This window comes from Amycolatopsis sp. WAC 01376 (assembly GCF_003947415.1).
Classification (GTDB): Bacteria; Actinomycetota; Actinomycetes; order Mycobacteriales; family Pseudonocardiaceae; genus Amycolatopsis.
Genome location: NZ_QHKL01000015.1, coordinates 20,970 through 43,325, shown reverse-complemented (window position 1 = coordinate 43,325; position 22,356 = coordinate 20,970). Strand labels below are relative to the sequence as shown.

Sequence of the window (22,356 nt, the reverse complement as noted above, 5' to 3'; positions counted from 1 at the left end):
GCCGGGAACTGCCGCGGGGTGGGATGTCATGCTGAGTGTCCGACCATGGCCCTCTTTCGAACCGACCCCGTGTCGCCGGAGGGCCGGAAGAAGGTGGCAGATGACCTGGGCTAGGCATTCCAGTCGTCCCGATCCCGCAGAAGACCAGAGCCGCATGGCAGGTGTGCGGGCTGAAGAAGAAATCCGCCTCACCGTGCAGAACGGCAGGGCCGCAAGGACCGTCGCCGGGCACTCTTCGGACGCACTCGACTGCGCCGAACTACTGGCGATGCTCGGGCTCGAGGGAGTCCAGAAGAAGCACGCTCAGCGCACCTGACCCCCGATCCGGGTGGTCAGTTCGGCCGCGGTCAGGCGGACCTCTTCGGCGAGGTCGGGCCAAGTCTCCTCGCATCCCTCGGCCCCCGGGCAGAGGTGGCGGAGGGTCACGCTGATCGCGGCCATCGGCCGGCCGCCGTGGTCGAAGACCGGGCAAGCCACCGAGGCGAATCCTTCGGTGACGTGACCGTCTTCGACCGCCCAGCCGAGCCTGCCCTCCGCGTTCAGCGTTCGGCGTAGTTCGGCGAGGGTGCGCGGGCCGCGACCGGTGCGCAGCACGAACGCCGACGCGGCCGGGAAGAGCGCGCGTACGTGCGGCGACGGCAGGTGCCGCAGTATCGCCCTGCCCGACGCTGTGAGCTGCCCGGGCAGCCGGACGCCGACCTCGGTGACCAGGGTTTCCGGGCGCGTTGGGCGTTCTTTCACCAGGTAGAGCGACTCGTTGCCGTGCAGCACGCCGAGATGCGCGGTGTGGCCGACCCGGTCCGCGAGTTTGCGCAGCAGCGGGACCGCTAGCCGTTCCAGCGGATCGTGCCGAAGGTAGGCCGAGCCGAGCTCGAACGCGGCGATGCCGAGGCCGTACCGGCGCTCGGCGTGCAAGTGAGCCACGAAACCGGCGGCCTCCAGTTCGGCGAGCAGGTGATACGTCGTCGAACGCGGGAGACCGAGTTCGCGCGCGATCGCGGCCGCCGACACCGGACCCGGCCGGGCGGCCAGGGCCCGAAGGATGCCGAGGCCGCGTCGCAGAGCCGGTACTTCGCTGCTCTCACCCATGCTGACCTCCTGTTTCGCTCGGCGCGGTAGCAAGGGACCTTTGCTATCGCTTCTCTCAACGTCGAGAGAAGCGGTAGCAAAGGTCCCTTGCTCTCTTTCCGCAGGTGACTGTGTGGATTTCTGGTCATCCAACGCACCAAAATCCACACGGTCAGTACGCATCGCTACGCGGAGTACAGGGTGTGTGGATATAGGGACACTCAACGTCCCTATATCCACACACCTCCGTCGCCCGCGATAGCAAGGGACCCTTGCTATCGCCGTGCGTGTCTTGGATACCAGACACAACCACCGGTTGGGGCCGCCCACCAGCGGGCATGGCGTTGTCCAATGGGGCTATGCCGGAAACCGTACTTCTGGGCTCCGAACCGCTTCGGCCCGAACAGGTCGTCGCGGTCGCCCGTGACCACTCGCCCGTCGCGGTCAGCGAAGCGGCCGAGAAGAACCTCGCCGCGACGCGTCAGCACATCGACGACCTCGCCCACGCCGAGACGCCGACGTACGGCGTTTCGACGGGCTTCGGGGCGCTCGCGACCAGGCACATCCCGCTCGAGCGCCGCACCGCCCTGCAGCGGTCGCTGATCCGGTCGCATGCGGCGGGCGCGGGGCCGGTCGTGGAGACCGAGGTCGTGCGCGCGCTGATGTTGCTGCGTCTCCGCACTCTCGCCAGTGGGTACACCGGTATCCGGCCGCAGACCGCGCAAGCGCTTGCGGCCCTGCTCAACGCCGGGATCACCCCGCTCGTCCACGAGTACGGCTCCCTCGGCTGCTCCGGCGACCTCGCGCCTCTCGCCGCCGTCGCGCTCGCGCTGATGGGAGAGGGTGAAGTCGAGTACAACGGCGAAGTCGTCCAGGCAAGCGTCGCGCTGAAGCACGCTGGCATCGAGCCGGTCGTTCTCGCGGAGAAGGAGGGCCTCGCCCTCACGAACGGGACTGACGGCATGCTCGGCATGCTCCTGCTCGCCGCGGCCGACCTGCGCAAGCTTCTCGACACCGCCGACATCACCGCGGCGATGAGCGTCGAGGCGCTCCTCGGTACCGATCGCGCTTTCGCCGCCGATCTCCAGGCGCTGCGCCCGCACCCCGGGCAGGCACGGAGCGCCCAGCGCATGTGGACGGCGCTTCAGGACTCGAAGATCGTCGAGAGCCACCGCGGTCCGGACTGCAACCGCGTCCAGGACGCGTACTCCCTCCGCTGCTCGCCCCAGGTGCACGGCGGCGCACGCGACAGCCTCACGCACGCGGAACTCGTCGCTGAGCGTGAGCTTCACTCCGCGGTCGACAACCCGGTCGTGCTGTCCGACGGCCGCGTCGAGTCGAACGGTAACTTCCACGGCGCCCCGGTCGCGTACGTGCTCGACTTCCTCGCCATCCCGCTCGCGGACGTCGCCAGCATCGCCGAGCGCCGCACCGACCGGATGCTTGACAAGGCTCGTTCGCACGGCCTGCCGCCGTTCCTCGCGTTCGACCCCGGCGTCGATTCGGGTCACATGATCGCGCAGTACACGCAGGCGGCCATCGTCAGCGAACTCAAGCGTCTCGCGGTGCCGGCGTCGGTCGATTCGATCCCGAGCAGCGCGATGCAGGAGGACCACGTCTCCATGGGCTGGTCCGCCGCGCGCAAGCTGCGCAAGGCCGTCGAGGGGCTCAACACCGTCCTCGCCATCGAACTGCTCACCGCCGCGCGGGCACTCGACATGCGCGCGCCCCTGGTCCCGTCGCCGGTCACCGGCCGGGTCCGGGATCTCGTCCGCACCAAGGTCGAGGGCCCCGGCCCCGACCGTCATCTGGCGCCGGAGATCGCCGCCGCCGAAGAACTCGTCGCGTCGGGTGCCGTCCTCGCCGCGGCCCAACTGGAGGTCTGAGCCCATGACCCGCACGGTCCGTGCCGCCCGAGGCACCACGCTCACCGCGAAGAACTGGCAGACCGAAGCCGCGCTGCGGATGTTCCACAACAACCTCGACCCCGACGTCGCCGAGCGCCCGGAGGACCTGGTCGTCTACGGCGGCACCGGCAAGGCCGCCCGCAACTGGGCCAGCTTCGACGCGATCACCCGCGAGCTGACCAGCTTGGAGCAGGACGAGACGTTGCTCGTCCAGTCCGGCAAGCCGGTCGGCGTGTTCCGCACGCACGAATGGGCGCCGCGTGTGCTCATCGCGAACTCCAACCTCGTCGGCGACTGGGCGACCTGGCCGGAGTTCCGCCGCCTGGAGGCGCAGGGCCTGACCATGTACGGCCAGATGACCGCGGGGTCCTGGATCTACATCGGCACGCAGGGAATCTTGCAGGGCACCTACGAGACCTTCGCCGCCGTCGCGAAGAAGCGGTTCGGAGGCACCCTCAAGGGCACGCTCACCGTCACCGCCGGTCTCGGCGGCATGGGTGGCGCGCAGCCGCTCGCGGTCACGATGAACGACGGGGTCGCGCTCGTCATCGAATGCGACCCGCAGCGCGCCCACCGCCGCGTCGAGACCCGCTACCTCGATGAGGTCGCCGACGACCTCGACGACGCGATCCGCCGGGTGGAGGCCGCGAAGAAGGAGAAGCGCGCGCTGTCCGTCGGCGTGGTCGGCAACGCCGCCGAAGTGCTGCCCGAACTGCTGCGCCGCGGCGTCGAGGTCGACATCGTCACCGACCAGACTTCCGCGCACGACCCGCTTTCGTACCTGCCCAAGGGTATCGGCGTCGACGAGTGGCAGGACTACGCGGACAAGAAGCCCGACGAGTTCACCGAGCGCGCCCGCGAGTCGATGGCGGAGCACGTGGAGGCGATGCTCGGCTTCCTCGACAAGGGCGCCGAGGTCTTCGACTACGGCAACTCCCTGCGCGGCGAGGCGAAACTCGGCGGCTGCGAGCGGGCGTTCGACTTCCCCGGTTTCGTGCCCGCCTACATCCGCCCGCTGTTCTGCGAGGGCAACGGCCCGTTCCGCTGGGCGGCGCTGTCCGGTGACCCCGAGGACATCGCGGCGACCGACCGCGCGATGCTGGAACTGTTCCCGGAAAACGAATCCCTCGCACGCTGGCTCAAGCTGGCAGGCGAACGCGTCGCCTTCCAGGGGCTGCCGGCGCGGATCTGCTGGCTCGGCTACGGCGAGCGGCATCTCGCGGGCCTGCGGTTCAACGAGATGGTCGCCAGCGGCGAGCTGAAGGCGCCGGTCGTCATCGGCCGCGACCACCTCGACTCGGGCAGTGTCGCCTCGCCGTACCGCGAGACCGAGGGCATGGCCGACGGTTCCGACGCGATCGCCGACTGGCCGTTGCTGAACGCGCTGGTCAACACCTCGTCGGGTGCCAGCTGGGTGTCGATCCACCACGGCGGCGGGGTCGGTATGGGCCGCTCCATCCACGCCGGCCAGGTCAGCGTGGCCGACGGAACCCTGCTGGCCGCGCAGAAGCTCGAACGCGTGCTCACCAACGACCCGGGCATGGGCGTCATCCGGCACGTCGACGCCGGATACGACCGCGCCGCCGACGTCGCCGACGAGCGCGGCGTGCGCGTGCCGATGCGGGACGCCGAGTGACCGCGTCCTCGCTGCTGGGGGAGATCTCGGACGTCGGCCGCGACCCGAAGCGCGGCGGTTACTCCCGCCACGCCTTCGACGCGGCCGAGACCGAACTGCGCGCGTGGTTCGTCGAGCGCGCGGGACGGCTGGGGCTGGGTGTCGAGACCGATCGCAACGGCAACATCTGGGCCTGGTGGGGCACCCCCGGACCGGACGCCGTCGTCACCGGGAGCCACCTCGATTCGGTGCCCGGTGGTGGCGCCTTCGACGGCCCGCTCGGGGTCGCGAGCGCACTCGACGCGGTGGAGATCTTGCAGGCCAAGGGATTCCGCCCCGCCAAACCGTTCGCCGTCGTGGTCTTCGCGGAAGAGGAGGGCGGCCGTTTCGGCGTGCCGTGCCTCGGCTCGCGGCTGCTGACCGGGACCATCGACGCGGACAAGGCGCGCGGCCTGCGTGATCCGGACGGCGTCACGTTCGCCGAAGCGGCGGCGAAATCCGGCCTCGATCCCGATCGGATCGGCCGGGACTCCGAGCGACTCGGCCTGATCGGGCGGTTCCTCGAACTGCACGTCGAGCAGGGGCGCGGGTTGATCGATCTCGGCTCGCCGGTCGCCGTCGGGAGTACGGTGATCGCCCACGGCCGATGGCGGTTCTCCTTCCAGGGACAGGGAAACCATGCCGGTGCGACGCTGATCGGTGATCGTCGTGACCCGATGATCCCGGCGGCCGAGACCGTCCTCGCCGTGCGGAAACTGGCGAAGGCGACCGCCGACGCCAGGGCCACCGTCGGCAGGCTTGTGCCGGTGCCGGGCGGAACCAACGTCATCGCGTCCACTGTGGACCTGTGGTTGGACGCGCGGGTGCCGGGCACGGACACGCCCGAACTGGTCGCGGAGATCGCGAAGCTGGCCGAAGAGGCGGCCGGGCAGGAAGGCTGTCGCGTCGAGGTCACCAGGGAGTCGTACTCGGACGACGTGGTCTTCGACGACGCGCTGCGCCGCGACCTGGGCACCTGGCTCGGCGGACCGCCGGAGCTGCCGACCGGCGCCGGGCACGACGCCGCGATCCTCGCCGGATTCGTCCCGTCCGGGATGCTCTACGTGCGCAATCCGACCGGGATCAGCCATTCCCCGGAGGAGTTCTCCGAGGCGGCGGACGTCGACCACGGTGCCCGCGCGCTCGCGGAAGTCCTGGAGAAACTGTCGACATGACGACATATTGGTGTGAACGGGCCTGGTTGCCGGATGGGATCGCCGATGCCGTCCGGATCGAGGTCGACGGCGGGACGATCGTTTCCGTGACGGCGAACGCGTCTCGCGAAGGAACTGTCCTGAGTGGACTGACCCTGCCGGGCTTCGCCAACGGGCACTCGCACGCGTTCCATCGTGCGCTGCGCGGCCGGACGCACCATGACCGCGGGACCTTCTGGACGTGGCGCGAGCGGATGTACTTGCTCGCGTCGCGGCTCGATCCGGACTCGTACCACCGGCTGGCGCGTGGGGTCTACGCCGAGATGGTGCTGGCCGGATACACGAGTGTCGGCGAGTTCCACTACCTGCACCACGCGCCGGGCGGAAAGCCTTACGCCGAGCCGAACGCGATGGGCGAGGCGCTGCGGCAGGCGGCCAGGGACGCCGGGATCCGGCTGACGTTGCTCGACACGTGCTACCTCGCGGGCGGCATCGGCGTCGAGCCCGACGAGGTGCAACGGCGGTTCTCCGACGGTTCCGCGGCGCACTGGGCGCGGCGAGTCGGCGAGCTGCGGGAAGACGAGAAGTTCCGGGTGGGTGGCGCGATCCATTCCGTGCGCGCCGTTCCCGAAGATCAACTGTCCGAAGTGGATCGTGGGACCGGTCCGCTGCACATCCACCTTTCCGAGCAGCGGGCCGAGAACGAGCAGTGCCTGGCGGCCTATGGCCGGACGCCGACGGGGCTGCTCCACGACCGCGGCGTGCTCGGCGAGCGGCTCACCGCGGTGCACGCGACGCATTTGACCGCGGACGACGTCAAGCAACTCGGCGCGGCGCGGAGTCGTGCCTGCTTCTGCCCGACGACCGAACGGGATCTCGGCGACGGCATCGGTCCCGCGCGGACGTTGCTGGACGCGGGCGTGCGGCTGTCGCTCGGCAGCGACAGCAACGCCGTCGTCGACGCGTTCGAAGAGACCAGAGCGCTGGAACTGAACGAGCGGCTCGCCAGCGAGAAACGCGGCCGGTTCACCGCCGAGGAACTGCTCGCGGCGGCGGCGGATCACGGCGCGATCGGCTGGGACGAGGTCGGCGAGCTCGCTGTGGGGGCGGGCGCGGACCTGGTCACGGTCGGCCTCGGGTCGGTGCGGACCGCGGGGATCGAGCCGTCCGGGGTGGTCTTCGCCGCCTCCGGCGCGGACGTCCGGGATGTCGTCGTCGCCGGGCGTGAGATCGTCCGCGATGGCGCGCATCAGCTGATCGACCGGCCGGAAACGGTCTTGGCCAAGGAGATCGAGGCATTGTGGCAGTCCTGATCACGGGTATCGGCGAGCTCACCACGAACGACGCCGAGCTGGGCAAACTCCGTGACGCGGCCGTTGTCGTCGACGGCGTGACGATCGCCTGGGCCGGTTCGGCGGCGGACGCGCCCGACGCGGACGAGCGGATCGACGTCGACGGCCGCGCGGTGCTGCCCGGCTGGGTGGACAGCCACACGCACCTCGTGTTCGCCGGGGACCGGACGGCGGAGTTCGAGGCACGGATGGCAGGGAAGGCGTACAGCGCCGGAGGGATCGCGGTCACCGTCGACGCGACGCGATCGGCTTCCGACGAGCAGCTCGCGGCGAACCTGCGGCGTCACGTCGACGAAGCGGCGAAGCAGGGCACGACGTGTCTGGAGACGAAGACCGGATACGGGCTCAACGTCGAAGACGAGGTGCGCTCGGCGCGGATCGCCGCCGACGTGGCCGACGAGGTCACCTTCCTCGGCGCGCATCTGGTGCCGCCGGGCGCGGACGCGGAGTCCTATGTGGACCTGGTGTGCGGCGACATGCTCGACGCGGTGGCGCCGCTCGTGCGATGGGCGGACGTGTTCTGCGAGACCGGCGCTTTCGACGAGGCGCAGTCCGCGCGGGTGCTGAAGGCGGCGCGGGAACGCGGGCTCGGTCTGCGGGTGCACGGGAACCAGCTGGGGGAGGGGCCCGGGGTGCGGCTTGCCGTCGAACTGGGGGCCGCGAGTGTCGACCACTGCACGTACCTGAGCGAAGCGGACGTCGAGGCTCTCGCTGCTTCGGACACTGTCGCGACCCTTCTGCCGGCGTGTGACCTGTCGACCCGGCAGCCGCTGGCGCCGGCGCGGCGGCTCCTGGACGCGGGGGCGACGGTCGCGCTGGCGAGCAACGCGAACCCGGGCAGCTCGTACACGACGTCGATGGCGTTCTGCGTCACGACCGCGGTGCTGCAGATGCGGATGACGATCGAGGAGGCCGTCTGGTCGGCGACGGCGGGCGGCGCTCGGGCTCTGCGGAGGGACGACGTGGGCTTCGTGCGGCCTGGGGCGCGTGCCGACCTTCAGGTGCTGGAGGCGCCTTCGGTCACGCACCTCGCGTATCGGCCCGGAGTGCCGCTGACGACCGCTGTGTGGCGTCGCGGGAAGCTGCTGACCAGTGGTTTCGCCTCAAAGTGATAGCAAAGGTCCCTTGCTCCCCCGCTGAGTTCAGGAGGCTCGGCCGGGGTCTGCAGTCAGGCGACTGTTCCTGCACTGTCGCGGGGCCGCATGTGCCGGTGGTGGGGCTTGTTTCTGGGCGCCGGTGGGGCTTCAGTGTCCACAAGGGACACCGCCGGACGATTGAGTGTCCGATTGATGCCGCTATGTGCGGTTTCGTGGGGGGTCGTGAGTGGCAATGAGGGTTAGAACGACACAAATCACTCACGACCCCCTCGTGAAACCGTGCAAGTCACCCAAATCGGGCACTTCTGTGTCGTAAAGGGTCCCTTGTGGACAGTCAAGAGCCGGGTGAGGCTCCTTGCGGGAGCCCGCTCCTGTCGGGTCCACCACGGCACGTTCGCCTTGTCCCGCTATGGCGGCGGAGCCGACCAGCAGTTATGCGACTCTGCCGGGTCCCTTGCTCTCCCCGCTGAGTTCAGGAGGCTCGGCCGAGGGTTTCCTCGACGCGCAGGCGTAGCTCGGACGGGAGTTCGCCGAGCAGGTGGGACCACTGCTCGACCCGCTTCTCGCTCAGGTGGGTGAGCAGGTCGAGCACCGGCGGCCACAGGTCCTCGTCGGCGGCCGCGACCCGCAGCAGGCCGCGGAACCGGGCTTCGGAGAGCAGCCCGAGGACGTGATCGATCCGGTTCTTGTCGTCGAGGACGAACGCGATCCGGATCAGTGCCTCGTCGCCGATGACGTCGAGTGCCCTGCGTACCGTCGGATCGGGCAGGTGGCCGACGAACCGGCCGACGGTGATCCAGTCCTCGCGGCGCACGAGTTCACCGGCGACCGCGACCACGGTGTCGAGCGGGATCCGCCCGATGATCGCGCTCGCGCGGCGCGGGTCCAGTTCGGCCGCGACGTCGGCCAGGAAGGGCGGCTTCAGCCGCTTCGCGACGTCGACGCCCCGGGAGACGTCCACCAGTCCGGCGATCCGCGCGCACAGAAGCGGGCCGAAGACCTTCTCGGCGATCTTCGCGAGGATCGGGCTCGGGACGAGCTTGCTCGCCATCGCCATCCGCTCGAGTGCGGCGCGGTTGGCGTCGAACAGCGTGTCCGTGACCTGCTCGCGGAACGCCTGGAGTTCGGCGGCGTCCACCTTCTCCAGATAAGCGAGCCGCTCAGGAGTGGTGCCGAGGACGCGGGCGAGTTTGAGGATCTCCGCCCGCGAGGCGAAGTTTTCGGTGGTCACAGGCCAACCACCTTGCGAACGGTGCCCCGCAGAAGCGCGGGTACGTACTTCAGGCCCTCTTCGCCCGCTTCGGCCAAGGCCTTGGCCTGACGGTGGCGCGCGTCGCGCAGCGCGTCGGAGAGGTCCTGCTTCTCGTTGTCGGCCAGCGCTTCGATGCCTGCCGGGACAGGACCGCCTAGCTGACCGGTGAGTGTGCGCTCGGCCATGGTGGATCATCATGCCTCATCGGGCTGGGAAAGCAGGGGACCTTTACTTTCGTCCATGGCGGACTGCTCGTCACGGCTTGTAGCGTCCAGGTCTGTGATGGACGGAGAGGAGCCCGTGCGGCGCGGGCGGCGGCTGGTCATGGACGTCGCGCTGTGGCTCGGGCTCTGTGGCTGGGTGACCATCGACGCCGGATCCAGCACGAAGCACTGGGAACTGCTCTTCGGGCTCACCGCGACCACAGCCGCGATCGCGGTGTCGCGCCGGTACCCGCTGGTCTCGCTCGCCATCGCCATGATCGCGAGTTTCATCGTGCTGGGCAGCTTCGGTGGCCGGGTGCCGATCTGGGAAGGGTTCCTCCTCGTCGCGGTGAGTTACCTCGCCGGCTACCGGCAACCGGTCGCGAAGCCGATGCTGCGCCTTTTCACGATCGTTTCCGTGATCGCGGTCCCGGTGGCGCTGCTTTGGAGCGAGGACGGCTTCTCGGCCTGGGGCGCGTTGCTCGGCATCCTGGTCTTCGCGTCGGTGACGCCGTGGCTGCTGGGCCGCTACATCCGGCAGCGCGAGGACATGGCGCGTGACGGCTGGCGCCGCGCCGAGGAGATGGAGAGCCGTCAGCGCCTCATCGCCGATCGCGCGCGGCTGCGTGAACGGACGAGGATCGCCAGCGACATGCACGACTCGCTGGGCCACGAGCTGAGCCTCATCGCGGTGCGCGCGGCGGCGCTGGAGGTCGCGGGCGGGCTCGACGAGCAGCAGCGGCAGGCCGCCGGTGACCTGCGACAAAGCGCCGCGACGGCGACCGAACGGCTGCGCGAGATCATCGGGGTCCTGCGCGAGGACGACGCGCCGACCGAGCCGGTGCACGAGAGCATCGACGAGCTGCTCGACCGGACCAGGGCGTCCGGTGTGCTGATCGAGTCCTCTGTGGACGCACCGTTCGACGGCGAACCGCAGATGGTCGACCGCGCCGCGTACCGCGTGGTCCAGGAATCGGTCACGAACGTGGTGAAACACGCGCCGGGTGCCGCCGTCACCGTCCGGGTCGTACGGTCGGCGGGGCGGACGGACGTCGTGGTCACCAATGCCGCGCCGCCCGCGGGGCCGTTGCCGGGCCGGGCTTCGGGCAGGCGCGGGCTGATCGGGCTGCGCGAGCGGGTCCGGCTGGTCGGCGGCACCCTTCGGGCAGGACCGCACGAAGGCGGATTCGAGGTCAGCGCGACCTTGCCGCACGACGCGGCACCGTCGGAGGAATCCCCGGAGAGTCAGGCGGCAATGGACGCCGAGGTCGGGCAGTCCCTGTCGGCCAGGGAACTGGAACGTGCCCGCCGTGACGTCCGGCGCAGCCTGATCCAGGCGGTCGTCGTGCCGATCGGGCTGTTCGGCCTGGTGGTCGGGATCAGCGGGGTGGTGTTCCTCGTCCAGTGGTACGGCTCCGTACTCGCCGGTGGCGACTACGACAAGATCCGGATCGGCCAGTCACGGGCGGAGATCGCGGCCGTGCTGCCCGGCGGCCAGCGGATCGCCCGGCCGCGCGTGGTGGAGCCCCCGGTGCCCGCGGGGGCGACGTGCGAGTACTACGGCACCGAGCGCACCGTGTTCAACTTGAACTACGAGGCCTACCGGCTGTGCTTCGCCGAGGGAAAACTCGTGGCGAAGGACTTGATCACCGAAGACGAGCAAAGGGGGAACCCGGATGATCCGGGTGGTGCTGGCCGATGACGAGGCGATGATCCGCGCCGGTGTGTCGGCGATCCTGGCGGCGGACGCCGGGATCGAAGTGGTCGCGGAGGCCGAAGACGGCCGTGCCGCCGTCGAGCAGGCGCGCGCGACCAGGCCGGACGTCGTGCTCCTCGACATCCGGATGCCGGTCATGGACGGGCTCAAGGCGGCGGAGGAGATCCGGCGGCTGCTGCCCGAGATCGGCGTGATCATGCTGACCACGTTCGGCGAGGACGCCTACATCGAGCGCGCGCTGGGGCTCGGCGCGAGTGGTTTCCTGTTGAAATCCGGTGATCCGCGCGAACTGTTGTCCGGGATCCACGCGGTCGCGGGCGGTGCGGCGTTCCTTTCGCCGAAGGTCGCGCAGCGGGTCATCGCCCGCTTCTCCGGCAACCAGGTGTCCCGCGCCGAGGAGGCGCGGGCGCTGATCGGCAAGCTGACCCCGCGTGAACAGGAAGTGCTGGCACTGCTGGGTTCCGGACTGTCCAATGCGGACATCGCGGCCAAGCTGTTCGTGGTCGAGGGCACGGTGAAGGCCTACGTGAGCACCATCCTCAACCGGCTCGGCGCGCGAAACCGCGTGCAGGCCGCGATCACCGCGTACGAGGCGGGGCTGGTCGGCGGGGAACCGGAGGCGTCCAGCCGCTGACCCCGGCGCCGATGCGGGCGGTGAGCGCGCCGGGCAGCAGGCGGAACACGCCGTTGCGGACGGCCACGGCGAGCGTGTTCCTCAACTGTGGGCCCATTTTTCCCGCCTGCACGGAGGATTTGACGACCGCTTGGGTGCGTGGGCGGCGCTGTTCGTCGTAACTCTTCAGTGCCGCGTCGACGTCTTCGGTGGTGCTCAGCGCGGCGGCGAGGACGACGGCGTCTTCGATCGCCTGGCAGCCGCCTTGGCCGAGGAACGGCGGCATCGCGTGGGCCGCGTCGCCGAGGAGCGCGACGCGGCCTTTGACGTACGTCGGCAGGGGAGTGCCGAGCAGGTGGAGATCGTGGTGGAGCAGCGTCTCCGGCGTGGTCGCGTCGATGAGCTCGGGAATGGGCTCGTGCCAGCTGCCGAAGCGGTTCCGCAGATACGCCTTCGGGTCCTCGTAACGGATTCCCGCTTCGGCGACGTAGCTCGCCCACCAGTAGACGCGGCCGTCGTGCAGCGGGATGACGCCGATCTCGGCGCCGTCGTCCCAGCTCGTGCTGAGTTCTGTGGGGTGAGGGAGGGTGGTCACCGCGCGGAAGGCCGTGCTGCCGCTGTAGACCGGTTCGGGATGCCGTGGCCAGAGTTGTTTGCGGGCGGTGCTGTGGATTCCGTCCGCGGCGACGATGACGGCGGCGTCGAGATCGTCGAGGCTCGTGACCTCGACGCCGGTGCGGACGCAGCCTTCGGGCAGGGCGTCGCGGAGTGAGCCGATGAGGTCCGCGCGGTGGATGGCGGCGAGCGGGCGGCCGTGATGACGGCGGAACGCTTCGGCGTCCCAACGGGTGATGCGGCGGCCTTCGCGGTCATGGAGACCGCCGGACGACTGTTCCCTCAGGGTGCGGGGGTGGACGCCCAGTGTTTCGAGTGAGCGCAGGGCGTTCGGCCACAGGGAGATGCCTGCGCCGACGGCGGTGAGTTCCGGCGCCTGTTCGAGGACGGTGACCTCCCAGCCGATGCTGTGCAACCCGATGGCGGCACTCAGTCCGCCGATTCCTCCGCCGATCACGATCGCTTTGCGCATGTCGACCTCCTCTACATTTGTAGAGTACTACTACACTTGTAGAGTGCGAAAGGCGACGATCGGGGACGCGGCCATCGAGGTGATCGCGGCCGAAGGGATGCGGGGGCTGACACATCGCGCCGTCGACCGGTTCGCCGGGCTGCCGTCGGGCTCGACCTCGTATTACGCGCGGACGCGGGCGGCGCTGCTGGAGCTGGCGATCTCGCGGATGGTCGAACTCGACGAGGTCACCCTCGATCCGCCGCCCGGACGGCTGGCCGAGTACGTGGCGGGGTTCGCCCACGCGGCGATCACGAACGGGCGGACGCGGATGCTCGCGCGATACGAATTCGCGCTGGAGGCGACGCGGCGGCCGGAGCTGCGCGAGGCCTACGACCGCGGGGGACTGGTCATCCGGCGGCGATGCGCCGAGGTGCTCGCCGGATGCGGATCGGCGGAGCCGGAGCGGCACGCGCGGGTGCTCGTCGCGTGGCTGGACGGGACGGTCTTCGACGCGCTGGCCGGGACCGGCTCGCTGCGGCCGCCCGGTCTGGAGGAGCTGACGCGAGGGGCGCGGGAGGTTTTGGCGGGGCTCGGGGTGGCGGGGTAGCGGGGGACCTTTGCTATCGCCGGTGCGCTGACCTGTGGTTTTGTGGCGTTGGGGAGCAAGGGACCTTTGCTATCGCGCCCCTCGGCGGGCGGGGGGTGTGTGGATATAGGGATGTTGAGTGTCCCTATATCCACACACCTTGTACTGCGCGTAGCGATGCGTACTGACCGTGTGGATTTTGGGACATCTGACGTCCCGAAACCCACACGGTCACCTGCGGAAAGGGAGCAAGGGACCTTTGCTCTCGCTTCTCTCGATGTCGAGACAAACGAGAGCAAAGGTCCCTTGCTCTCCCTCAGGCGTCGCGCCGCCGCAGCACCGTGGAGCCGGTGACCAGACCGGCCGCCGCCCACGCCATACAGAGCGCGATGCCGACCCAAGGCGCGTAGGGCGAGACGCCGCCGAAGATCGGGTTCGGCTGGCCGGAGGTCACCATCGCGTTGACACCCGCGAAGCCGGGGAAGTAGTTCACGATGTCTTCCCCGCCCAGCGAACCGGCGAACATCGGGATCATCACCAGCAGCACGAAGACCGTCACGATCGTCCCCGCGGTGCTCCGCAGCGCCGTCCCGAGGCCGAGGCAGAGCAGGCCCAGCAGCGCGAAGTAGCCGCCCATGCCCGCCGAGGTCGCGAGGACCTCGCCCACCGAGGAGTCCCGGTCGGGGATCAGCGGCGCCGAGATCGCCACGCCGGCGAGGGTGTTCAGGACGCCGTAGCCGAACAGCACCGGCAGCAGGACGGCCGATTTCGCGGCGAGGACCCGGTTCCGCACCGGGACCCACTGCAGGGTCGAGCGGATGCTGCCGCTGGCGTACTCGCTCGTGATGAACAGCGTCGCCAGCGCGACCACGGCGAACTGCGTGAGATAGAACGCCGCTCCGGCCACGACGGCGTGCGGAGCCATCGAGCGTTCGACGCCGGCGTTCGCGGCCAGGCCCAGCGCGCCGGAGTAGGCGAGCATCAGGAAGAGTCCGCTGATCAGGCACCACCAGGTGGACCGGACCGACCAGAACTTGGTCCATTCCGAAGATATCGTGTTCATCGTGCGCTCCACTGCTTGAAGAAGCCGGTCAGCCGGTCCCGGAAGAAGTCCAGCGCCTTCCACGAATCGATCGAGCCGTACTGGTTCTCGATCTCGGTCGGCGGGAGGTGCGGCCGCAGCCCCAGTTGGTCGACCAGGATCGCCGCGTCCGTCACCGACGAGTGGCCGCTGTCCTCGACCAGGTCCTGTTCCTTCGGCCCGGTGAGCCGCGGCCAGGTCTCGTTCCAGGACGTGCGGTAGTACTTTTCGCCGGTCGGGCTGGTCAGCAGCAGGAACGGCCGGTCGAGGGAGGCGATGCCGAAGAACGGGCCGTCGACGTTCACGCCCGCCTTGATCCGCCGGTCGGCGGCCATCGCGGTGGCGGTCGCCGAACCCCCGGCCGAGTGACCGGCCATCCCGATCTTCGTGGCGTCGATCGACCAGCGCCGGTCCTTCAGCAGGGTGTCGACGACGAACGTCGTGTCGATCGCGCGGTTCGCGATCGCGGCGGGCCAAGGGTCATCCGATCGTCCACAGGCGACACACTGGCGCAGCCCGTCGGGGAACTCCGTCGCCCAGGCCTCATAGGCGTGATCGATCCCGGCGACCACGAAACCTTGTGCGGCAAGGTGTTCGGCCACCGAGGTCAGGGTGATCCGGTTGTTGCCCGCGCCCGGCGAAAGCAGCACCAGCGGACGTCGTCCTGGCAGGGCGGGCGCGTTCTCGCGGGTGTGGACCCGCACCTTGCTCAGCGTGTCCGGCGGCAGGTCGAGTTTCCGCCCGGCGACGGCCGCCGCAGATTCGGCCTTGGTCATGTACAGCGGCGAGCGTCCGAGCGGAACCGCCGGGTACCAGACGTTGACCATCAGTTCGCGCCGCTTTTCGGGCACCCAGGGGTCGGCTCTCCCCTGATCGGTGAGGTGCAGTGTGCGCAGGCCGATCGGGAGCGGGCCGCCCGGCGCGGGCAGCGACAGTTGCGGTGCCGCCGACGCGGCCGCCGGCACCCCCAGCAGGCCGGCGATCACCGCCACCAGGACCATGAGTGACTTCACGCCGCGACTCCCGTTCCGTATTCGACCGAAGAAGCGGTCAGTTCCATGTACGCCTGTTCCAGTGACGCGGTCCGTTCGGCCAGCCCGTGCACGCGGATCCCGAGTTCGTGCACCGCGTCGCCGACGAGGTGCACGGGCAGGTCGTGCACGATCAGTTCGTCCCGATCGGATTCCGTGGTCGCGCCGAGCGCATGCAGTCGCTGTTCGAGTGTGCGCAGGTCGGCGGGAGCGGGCACCCGCACCGCGACCGACGTCCGCGAATTGCCCGCGATGAATTCGTCGACCGGTGCGTCGGCGAGCAGTTTTCCCTTGCCGATGACGACCAGCCTGTCGGCGGTCAGCTGCATCTCGCTCATCAGATGGCTCGACACGAAAACCGTGCGGCCCTCTTCCGCGAGCGAGCGCATCAGCTGCCGCACCCAGCGGACGCCGTCGGGATCGAGGCCGTTGACCGGTTCGTCGAACATCAGCACCCCCGGATCGCCCAGCAGCGCGCCGGCGATCCCGAGCCGCTGCCCCATGCCGAGCGAGAACGTCCCGGCTCGTTTGCCCGCGACGTCGGTGAGGCCGACCGTCGCGAGCACCTCGTCCACCCGGCTCGCCGGGATGCCGTTGCTGCGCGCCATGGCGAGGAGGTGCTTGCCCGCGCTCCGTCCCGGGTGCAGCGCTTTGGCTTCGAGCAGCGCGCCGACCTCGCGCAGCGGAGACCGCAGGTCCGCGTACGTCTTGCCGCCGATCCGGACCTCACCCGCGCTCGGCGAGTCGAGGCCGAGCGTCATCCGCATGGTCGTCGACTTGCCCGCGCCGTTGGGACCGAGGAAACCGGTCACCTTGCCCGGCTCGACGGCGAACGTCAGCCCGTCGACCACCGTCTTCTCGCCATAGCGCTTCGTGAGTCCTCGAAGCGTGATCATCCGCGTCCTCCTTCGTGTCCCTGAATCCTCCGACGCGGGGACACCCGAGGGCATTGCCCTGAAGTCATCGGCCATCCCTTACTTTCGACAGGTGCCGCTCGGCACGAGTCACCGCGGAAAGGCACAATCGGCGCCATGACCACCCGCGAACAACGGCGCGTGAATCCGCTCGACCTGGTGATGCTCGTACTCGCCGTGTTCTCCGTCGGGTTGCTCGCCTACGTGACGTTCTTCCCTCATTCGGAGGAGACGGCGCATCGTGTCTTCATCATCGACACGACGGTGTGCGGGATCTTCGCGCTGGAATTCCTGTGGCGGTGGCGGCGCGCAGGCTGGGAGAAGCGGTTCCCGCTGCGCAACTGGTACGAGATCCTCGGCATGATCCCCATCGCGCATCCGGCGCTGCGTGGGTTCCGGCTGCTGCGGATCGTCGTGGTGCTGGTGCGGCTCGTCCGTACGGCGGACCGCGCGTTCGGGGAGCGGTTCACGCAGCGGCTGGTCGAACGGCTTTCGCGGCCGATCGTGCTGGCGATCAAGAAGCCGATCACGATCGCGGTGCTCGACGAGGTCGTGAAGGTACTGGAAACCGGGAACTATCCGCAGAACCTCGCGCGCTCACTCGGGGAGAACCAGTCGCTGCTGCGAGGGATCATCGCCGAGAAGCTCAAGAACGATCCGCAGGCGGGACGGCTTTCGAAGCTGCCGTTCCACGACGAGGTGGTGCGTTCGGTGATCGACACCGCGATGCGCGTGATCCTCGAGGTGCTGACCGATCCGCGCACCGACGAGTTCTTCGCGCATGTGGTGCGGGAGAACCGGGAGCAGATCCGGAGCGCGGTGCAGCTGGGGTTGAACGAACGTGAGGACGACGAGGAACTGGCGGCGCAACTGCCGACACGGCCTCAGCACCAGTTGATGGACTGAGCGGTCACCGGAAGGTGTCATGAAAGGGTCGTTCAGGACAAAAGATGTCCTGAACGACCCTTTCATGACATCCGGCGTTGGGTGGTTCGCCGGGTGGGCGCGGCGTTCAGCGGGTCTTCCGGCCAGGGATGCTTCGGGTAGCGGCCGCGGAGATCGGCACGCACTGCCGCATAACCGTTGCGCCAGAACGATTCCAGATCGGCGGTGACTGCGGCGGGCCGTCCGGCGGGTGACAGCAGGTGCAGTACGACGGGAACGCCCGCCAGCTCCGGCGTCGCGAGCCAGCCGAAGGTCTCCTGCAGTTTCACGGCCAGCACCGGCTGCTCGCCCGAGTAGTCGACCCGGATCCGCGAACCCGACGGCACCTCCAGCCGATCCGGCGCCAGTTTGTCCAAACGCGACGCTTCGGGCCAGGGCAGCAGTCCGCGCAGGGCGGCGCCCGCGTCCAGTGAAGCCAGATCCGACCGTCGGCGCGCCGTCCCGAGGTCGAGCCATCTGTCCAAAGTGGACAACAGTGTCGTCGAATCGACCGCGGGCCAAGGCGCGCCCAGCACTCGATGCAGGAACGCCAGCCGTTCGCGCAGTCGCCGCCCGTCCTCCGGCCATCGCAGGAGGCCGAGCCCTTCGGTGCGCAAGCCGTCCAGCAGTGCGGCGCGGATCGCGTCCGGCGCGGGCGAGCGCAACGGTTTCTCCGACAGCACGATCGCCCCGAGCCGCCGCACCGAACGCGCCACGACGTCACCCGAAGACCAGTGCACTTCGTCCACAGAGGACACCAGATTCGGCGCCGCGCGTACGGCGAGGTCCTCGTCCGCGGGCGCGGCCAGCCGGATGATGCCCTGCGCGCGGCCGGGATCCCTGGTCGCTTCGGCCACCGCCAGCCATTCGACGTCGGCCAGTCCGCTGCCGCGCGGAAGTTCGGCCGCCGTCCCACCGGCCATCAGGTACACCGGTGTCCCCGCGGAACGTCGTCGTGCCAGCCGCTCGGGATGCGCGAGCGCGACGACCAGCGCCGGATCGGATGCCTTGCCGCCGTCGGGCACCAGCTTGGAAAGCCGCCGCACATCACGCTTCCAGCGCTCGTCGCCGCGCACTCGCCGCAGTTCGGCTTCGAGGTCGGTCAGCGTGCCACCGCTGTCGAGCAGTGCGACGACTTCGGCCGCCGAACGCGCGTTGGTCCGCGCCGCGCCGTCCAGCAACGCCCTCGCCAGCCGCGGATGCAGGCCCAGCCCGGCCATTTTCCGGCCGCGTTCGGTGACCGTCCCGTCTTCCGCGGTCGCCCCGAGCGTGGTCAGCAACGCGCGACCGGCGGCCAGCGCGCCTTCGCCGGGCGGATCCCACCACGAGAGGGCGGAACCGTCCGGAGTGGACCAGCACGCCAGCTCCAACGCGAATCGCGCCAGTTCGGCCGTCCGGATTTCGGGTTCGGGGTAGGCGGGCAGGGAACCCTGTTCGTGCGCCGCCCAGCACCGGTACGCACGGCCTGGCGCCTCGCGTCCGGCACGGCCGGCGCGCTGCTCGGCGACCGCGGCCGAAACGCGGACCGTGGCCAGCCCCGGCAGGCCGCGCCGATGATCGACACGGGGCACGCGCGACAGACCGCAGTCCACCACCGCGCGCACGCCCGGAACGGTCAGGCTGGACTCGGCGACCGATGTCGACAGCACCACGCGGCGGCGGGCGCGCGGGCGCAACGCGTCGTCCTGGCTCGCCGCCGAAAGCCGTCCGTGCAGGGGCAGCACATCGGCGTCCAGACCGCTGAGCAGACCGCTCACCCTGGCGATCTCGCCGGCGCCAGGCAGGAAGGCGAGCACGTCACCGTCCCCTTCGGACAGTGCTTTGTGGATCACGCGGGCGACGGTCGCCTCGACCCGCTCGCCGCGCGCGGGCGGGGAGTACGAGACGTCGACCGGATAAGTCCTCGCGTGCGCGGTGATCACCGGCGCGTCCCCGAGCAGCGCGGCCAGCCGTCCGGAGGCCACGGTGGCGGACGTCGCGAGCAGGCGCAGGTCGTCCCGCAAACCGGCGCGCACATCCAGCAACAGCGCGAGTAACAGGTCCGCGTCGAGATGCCGCTCGTGGCATTCGTCGAGCAGGACGGTCGAAACCCCGCTCAGTTCGGGATCGCCCTGCACCCGCCGGACCAGCAACCCCGACGTCACCACTTCGATCCGGGTGGAAGACGACACCTTCCGGTCCCCGCGGACCGAATAGCCGACTGTCTCACCGACCCGTTCGCCCAGCAGGGACGCCATCCGTGCGGCCGCGGCGCGGGCAGCCAGGCGCCTCGGTTCGGCGACGATCACCCGGCCTTCGCCGTTGTCCAGCGCGAGCGGCACCAAGGTGGTCTTGCCGGTGCCAGGGGGCGCGACGAGCACCGCGGTGCCGTGCGCGTCGAGAGCGGCTTCGAGTTCGGGCAGGACGGCGCGAACCGGCAGATCGGGAAGGGTCACTGCTCGGTGACCTGCGGCGGAGGCGGGATCCGGTAACCGGACGGGCCGATGTTGCGGTTCAGCGAGGCGAGCCACTCCCCGGACGAGATCATCTTCTGGATCGCCCTGGCCACCGCGGTCCGGCCCTCGGTGTCGTCCTTGCGCAGGCCGACACCGTATTTCTCCTTTGAGAACGGCTTGCCGACGACCCTCAGCAACTCCGGGTTCTGCGCCACGTAACCGGCCAGGATGACGTCGTCGGTGGTCACCGCGTCCACCTGTCCCGCGAGCAAGGCCGTGACGCAGTCCTGATAGCGCGGGTACTCGACGAGCTGGACGGCTTGGGCGAACTTGTCGCGCACCTGCTCGGCGGAGGTGGTGCCGCCCACGGCGCACAGCTTGCGGCCGTTGAGGTTCTCGGGACCGGTGATGTCGGTCGACCGGAGGCGGACGAGCAGATCCTGGCCGGTGTCGAAATAGGGCCCGGCGAAGGCGACCGTCTGTTTGCGTTTCTCGGTGATCGAGTAGGTCGCCACCATCAGATCCGTGGTCCCGGACGTAATATCCGTCTCGCGGGACGAGGGCTTGCTGTCGTGCCAGGTGATGTGATCCTCGTCCACACCCAATTCACTCGCGATGTACTTCGCCACATCGACGTCGAAACCGACGTACCGGCCGTCGATCGTCCGTTTGGAGAGTCCCGGCTGGTCGAAGCGGATGCCGATGGTGAGCTTGTTGGACCCGACGGCGCGCACGACGAGGGAATCCGACGGACCGGCCTCTTGGGAGCATGCCGCCGTTGTGACCAGCATCAAACAGGCCACCAGCAGGCCGCGTCCCCTCATCGGGTGCCTCCGTCCGCCGCCTCACGTTGTTCTCAGGGTCGACGGTTAGCCTAGGCCCGTGCGTAGACCGCCCCAAGTCGTACTCGACGCCGTGGGCACACTCGCCCGGCTCGGACTGGCCGCCGTCTGGTTGGTTTCCGGAGCGCTGAAGATCAGCGATCCGGGACAGACCTACATCGCGGTCCAGGCTTTCGATGTCCTGCCGGACGGGCTCGTCCGCCCGGTCGCGATCGGGATGCCGCTCGCCGAACTGGCGCTCGGCCTGTTCCTGCTCGCCGGGTTCGTGACCCGGTGGGTGTCGGTGCTGTCGGTGCTGCTGCTCGCGGTGCTCATCGCCGCGATCGCCCAATCCTGGGCGCGCGGGCTGAGCATCGACTGCGGCTGCTTCGGCGGTGGCGGTCAGATCGCCGCGGATCAGACGAGGTATCCGCAGGAGATCGCCAGGGACCTCGGGTTCGCGCTATTGGGTGTCTGGCTGATCGTGCGGCCGCGGACCAGGACGGCCGTGGACGGTTGGCTCGGGAACTCTCAAGCCCCCGACGACGACGACTATGTGGGTATCGCTGAAGGGAACGAATAATCGTGGGTGGAGCTGAGCGCAACGCTCGGAAACGCAAGCAGCAGCAGACCGCGTCGCGCTCGGTGGCACAGGCCAGGGGCGTCGCGGGCGGCGACAAGAAGAAGGTCGTCGCGATCACCGTCGCGGTGGTCGTGCTCGCCGCGCTGGTGATCGGTGGCGTGATCTGGACGACGTCCAGCAAGGACAGCACCGAGGGCAAGGTGATCGGGGCACAACCGACCGCCTCGGCGCCCGGTGTCGTGGAGAAACGTGACGGGGCCGCCGTGGTCGTCGGCAAGCCCGACGCGAAGAAGTCCATCGACATCTACGCCGACTTCCTGTGCCCGGTCTGCAAGCAGTTCGAAGAGTCGTTCAAGGGCCAGATCGAGGAGCAGGTGAACAACGGGACCCTGCAGGTCCGGTACCACATGCTGCCGATGCTCAACCAGCGTTCCGACCCGCCGGGCTACTCGCTGGACTCCGCCAACGCCTCGCTCGCCGCGGCCGACGCTGGCAAATTCCTCGCCTTCCACGACGCGCTGTTCAAGGACCAGCCGGAAGAAGGCGGCCGCGGGTTCGACAAGGCGCAGCTGATCAAGCTCGGCCAGGACGTCGGCATCACCGACCCGGCCTTCGCGATGGCGGTCAACGGCGGCGCCTACGAGCAGCAGATCCAGGACGCGTACAAGAAGATCTCGACGGATCCGGCGCTGCAGCAGGACTTCGGCAACGGACCCGGCTTCGGCACGCCGACCGTCACCGCGAACGGGCAGGTCGTGAAGCTCGAGGCGGACTGGGTGAAGAAGGTCGTCGGCTAGTTTCTTGAAGTACATGAAGGCCCCCTTCCTTGCGCCTAGGTACAGGAAGGGGGCCTTCATGTACTTGGAGCGGGGGCGCGGCGCGGGGTGCGCGGCCG

Annotated in this window: 21 protein-coding genes; 12 read left to right on the top strand and 9 right to left on the bottom strand. The window is 69.4% G+C overall.

Features of this window, described 5'->3' with window-relative positions:
- Positions 1–100: 100 nt before the first annotated feature.
- Positions 101–316, top strand: a complete 216-nt coding sequence (locus DMH03_RS41440) for a hypothetical protein (protein WP_065913043.1) — start codon at positions 101–103, stop codon at positions 314–316.
- Here the strand turns inward: DMH03_RS41440 and DMH03_RS41435 are convergent.
- The gene (locus DMH03_RS41435; protein ID WP_125797463.1) at positions 304–1,089 is read right to left on the bottom strand and encodes an IclR family transcriptional regulator; all 786 of its coding nucleotides are present in this window, start codon (positions 1,087–1,089) and stop codon (positions 304–306) included. The genes DMH03_RS41440 and DMH03_RS41435 overlap by 13 nt on opposite strands.
- 338 nt (positions 1,090–1,427) lie before the next feature.
- Here DMH03_RS41435 and hutH point away from each other — a divergent pair, with 338 nt between their 5' ends.
- From hutH to hutI, 5 genes are read left to right on the top strand one after another with little or no spacing between them, the layout of a single operon-like run.
- Positions 1,428–2,954 (top strand): histidine ammonia-lyase, encoded by a 1,527-nt coding sequence (gene hutH / locus DMH03_RS41430; protein WP_125797462.1) that lies wholly within the window; start codon positions 1,428–1,430, stop codon positions 2,952–2,954.
- Between the two features lie 4 nt (positions 2,955–2,958).
- Positions 2,959–4,611 (top strand): urocanate hydratase, encoded by a 1,653-nt coding sequence (gene hutU / locus DMH03_RS41425; RefSeq protein WP_125797461.1) that lies wholly within the window; start codon positions 2,959–2,961, stop codon positions 4,609–4,611.
- Entirely contained in the window at positions 4,608–5,804 is a 1,197-nt protein-coding gene (locus DMH03_RS41420; protein ID WP_125797460.1) for an allantoate amidohydrolase, read from the top strand. The genes hutU and DMH03_RS41420 overlap by 4 nt, the downstream gene beginning before the upstream one ends.
- Positions 5,801–7,096 (top strand): formimidoylglutamate deiminase, encoded by a 1,296-nt coding sequence (locus DMH03_RS41415; protein ID WP_125797459.1) that lies wholly within the window; start codon positions 5,801–5,803, stop codon positions 7,094–7,096. The genes DMH03_RS41420 and DMH03_RS41415 overlap by 4 nt, the downstream gene beginning before the upstream one ends.
- Complete coding sequence (gene hutI, locus DMH03_RS41410) at positions 7,084–8,247, top strand: imidazolonepropionase (RefSeq protein WP_125797458.1); 1,164 nt, start codon at positions 7,084–7,086, stop codon at positions 8,245–8,247. Before DMH03_RS41415 ends, hutI begins: the two co-directional genes overlap by 13 nt.
- Before the next feature lie 457 nt (positions 8,248–8,704).
- Here the strand turns inward: hutI and DMH03_RS41405 are convergent, their stop codons facing one another.
- Positions 8,705–9,463, bottom strand: coding sequence for a hypothetical protein (locus DMH03_RS41405; protein WP_125797457.1), 759 nt, complete (start codon positions 9,461–9,463; stop codon positions 8,705–8,707).
- Positions 9,460–9,669, bottom strand: coding sequence for a hypothetical protein (locus DMH03_RS41400; protein ID WP_007034335.1), 210 nt, complete (start codon positions 9,667–9,669; stop codon positions 9,460–9,462). Before DMH03_RS41400 ends, DMH03_RS41405 begins: the two co-directional genes overlap by 4 nt.
- 97 nt (positions 9,670–9,766) lie before the next feature.
- On the opposite strand from DMH03_RS41400, the gene DMH03_RS41395 reads away from it, so the two are divergent.
- Positions 9,767–11,389: a histidine kinase gene (locus DMH03_RS41395; RefSeq protein WP_233611954.1), complete on the top strand. Its 1,623-nt coding sequence runs from the start codon at positions 9,767–9,769 to the stop codon at positions 11,387–11,389.
- Positions 11,364–12,038, top strand: a complete 675-nt coding sequence (locus DMH03_RS41390) for a response regulator transcription factor (RefSeq protein ID WP_125789224.1) — start codon at positions 11,364–11,366, stop codon at positions 12,036–12,038. The genes DMH03_RS41395 and DMH03_RS41390 overlap by 26 nt, the downstream gene beginning before the upstream one ends.
- Here DMH03_RS41390 and DMH03_RS41385 read toward each other — a convergent pair.
- Complete coding sequence (locus DMH03_RS41385; protein WP_125797456.1) at positions 11,983–13,104, bottom strand: FAD-dependent monooxygenase; 1,122 nt, start codon at positions 13,102–13,104, stop codon at positions 11,983–11,985. The two genes, DMH03_RS41390 and DMH03_RS41385, sit on opposite strands and share 56 nt — an antisense overlap.
- Before the next feature lie 43 nt (positions 13,105–13,147).
- Between DMH03_RS41385 and DMH03_RS41380 the strand changes: the two genes are divergently transcribed.
- On the top strand, positions 13,148–13,693 hold the full coding sequence (locus DMH03_RS41380) for a TetR/AcrR family transcriptional regulator (protein ID WP_125797455.1): 546 nt from the start codon (positions 13,148–13,150) through the stop codon (positions 13,691–13,693).
- Between the two features lie 295 nt (positions 13,694–13,988).
- On the opposite strand, the gene DMH03_RS41375 is transcribed toward DMH03_RS41380, so the two are convergent.
- The 3 genes from DMH03_RS41375 to DMH03_RS41365 are packed head-to-tail and all read right to left on the bottom strand — an operon-like array spanning position 13,989 to position 16,680.
- A complete protein-coding gene (locus DMH03_RS41375) occupies positions 13,989–14,735 on the bottom strand; it encodes an ABC transporter permease (RefSeq protein WP_125797454.1) in 747 nt (248 codons plus the stop codon).
- A complete protein-coding gene (locus DMH03_RS41370; RefSeq protein WP_233611952.1) occupies positions 14,732–15,766 on the bottom strand; it encodes an acetylhydrolase in 1,035 nt (344 codons plus the stop codon). Before DMH03_RS41370 ends, DMH03_RS41375 begins: the two co-directional genes overlap by 4 nt.
- A complete protein-coding gene (locus DMH03_RS41365; protein WP_125797453.1) occupies positions 15,763–16,680 on the bottom strand; it encodes an ABC transporter ATP-binding protein in 918 nt (305 codons plus the stop codon). The genes DMH03_RS41370 and DMH03_RS41365 overlap by 4 nt, the downstream gene beginning before the upstream one ends.
- Before the next feature lie 135 nt (positions 16,681–16,815).
- Between DMH03_RS41365 and DMH03_RS41360 the strand changes: the two genes are divergently transcribed.
- On the top strand, positions 16,816–17,604 hold the full coding sequence (locus DMH03_RS41360; RefSeq protein ID WP_125797452.1) for an ion transporter: 789 nt from the start codon (positions 16,816–16,818) through the stop codon (positions 17,602–17,604).
- Positions 17,605–17,666: 62 nt separating this feature from the next.
- Here the strand turns inward: DMH03_RS41360 and hrpB are convergent, their stop codons facing one another.
- Both hrpB and DMH03_RS41350 read right to left on the bottom strand, forming a co-directional pair.
- Positions 17,667–20,057, bottom strand: a complete 2,391-nt coding sequence (gene hrpB / locus DMH03_RS41355) for an ATP-dependent helicase HrpB (RefSeq protein WP_125797451.1) — start codon at positions 20,055–20,057, stop codon at positions 17,667–17,669.
- On the bottom strand, positions 20,054–20,881 hold the full coding sequence (locus DMH03_RS41350) for a glutamate ABC transporter substrate-binding protein (protein ID WP_125797450.1): 828 nt from the start codon (positions 20,879–20,881) through the stop codon (positions 20,054–20,056). Before DMH03_RS41350 ends, hrpB begins: the two co-directional genes overlap by 4 nt.
- Positions 20,882–20,972: 91 nt before the next feature.
- On the opposite strand from DMH03_RS41350, the gene DMH03_RS41345 reads away from it, so the two are divergent.
- Together DMH03_RS41345 and DMH03_RS41340 are read left to right on the top strand one after the other, a co-directional pair.
- Positions 20,973–21,461, top strand: a complete 489-nt coding sequence (locus tag DMH03_RS41345) for a MauE/DoxX family redox-associated membrane protein (protein WP_125797496.1) — start codon at positions 20,973–20,975, stop codon at positions 21,459–21,461.
- Positions 21,462–21,463: 2 nt separating this feature from the next.
- Positions 21,464–22,258, top strand: coding sequence for a thioredoxin domain-containing protein (locus DMH03_RS41340; protein ID WP_125797449.1), 795 nt, complete (start codon positions 21,464–21,466; stop codon positions 22,256–22,258).
- Positions 22,259–22,356: the final 98 nt, after the last annotated feature.

Coding starts and splice junctions, on each gene's coding strand:
- hutH (WP_125797462.1), top strand. CDS start 1,428: ATGCCGGAAACCGTACTTCTGGGCTCCGAACCGCTTCGGCCCGAACAG.
- DMH03_RS41350 (WP_125797450.1), bottom strand. CDS start 20,881: ATGAGGGGACGCGGCCTGCTGGTGGCCTGTTTGATGCTGGTCACAACG.
- DMH03_RS41390 (WP_125789224.1), top strand. CDS start 11,364: ATGATCCGGGTGGTGCTGGCCGATGACGAGGCGATGATCCGCGCCGGT.
- DMH03_RS41360 (WP_125797452.1), top strand. CDS start 16,816: ATGACCACCCGCGAACAACGGCGCGTGAATCCGCTCGACCTGGTGATG.
- DMH03_RS41385 (WP_125797456.1), bottom strand. CDS start 13,104: ATGCGCAAAGCGATCGTGATCGGCGGAGGAATCGGCGGACTGAGTGCC.
- DMH03_RS41365 (WP_125797453.1), bottom strand. CDS start 16,680: ATGATCACGCTTCGAGGACTCACGAAGCGCTATGGCGAGAAGACGGTG.
- DMH03_RS41435 (WP_125797463.1), bottom strand. CDS start 1,089: ATGGGTGAGAGCAGCGAAGTACCGGCTCTGCGACGCGGCCTCGGCATC.
- DMH03_RS41395 (WP_233611954.1), top strand. CDS start 9,767: ATGGACGGAGAGGAGCCCGTGCGGCGCGGGCGGCGGCTGGTCATGGAC.
- DMH03_RS41400 (WP_007034335.1), bottom strand. CDS start 9,669: ATGGCCGAGCGCACACTCACCGGTCAGCTAGGCGGTCCTGTCCCGGCA.
- hutU (WP_125797461.1), top strand. CDS start 2,959: ATGACCCGCACGGTCCGTGCCGCCCGAGGCACCACGCTCACCGCGAAG.
- DMH03_RS41415 (WP_125797459.1), top strand. CDS start 5,801: ATGACGACATATTGGTGTGAACGGGCCTGGTTGCCGGATGGGATCGCC.
- DMH03_RS41375 (WP_125797454.1), bottom strand. CDS start 14,735: ATGAACACGATATCTTCGGAATGGACCAAGTTCTGGTCGGTCCGGTCC.
- DMH03_RS41440 (WP_065913043.1), top strand. CDS start 101: ATGACCTGGGCTAGGCATTCCAGTCGTCCCGATCCCGCAGAAGACCAG.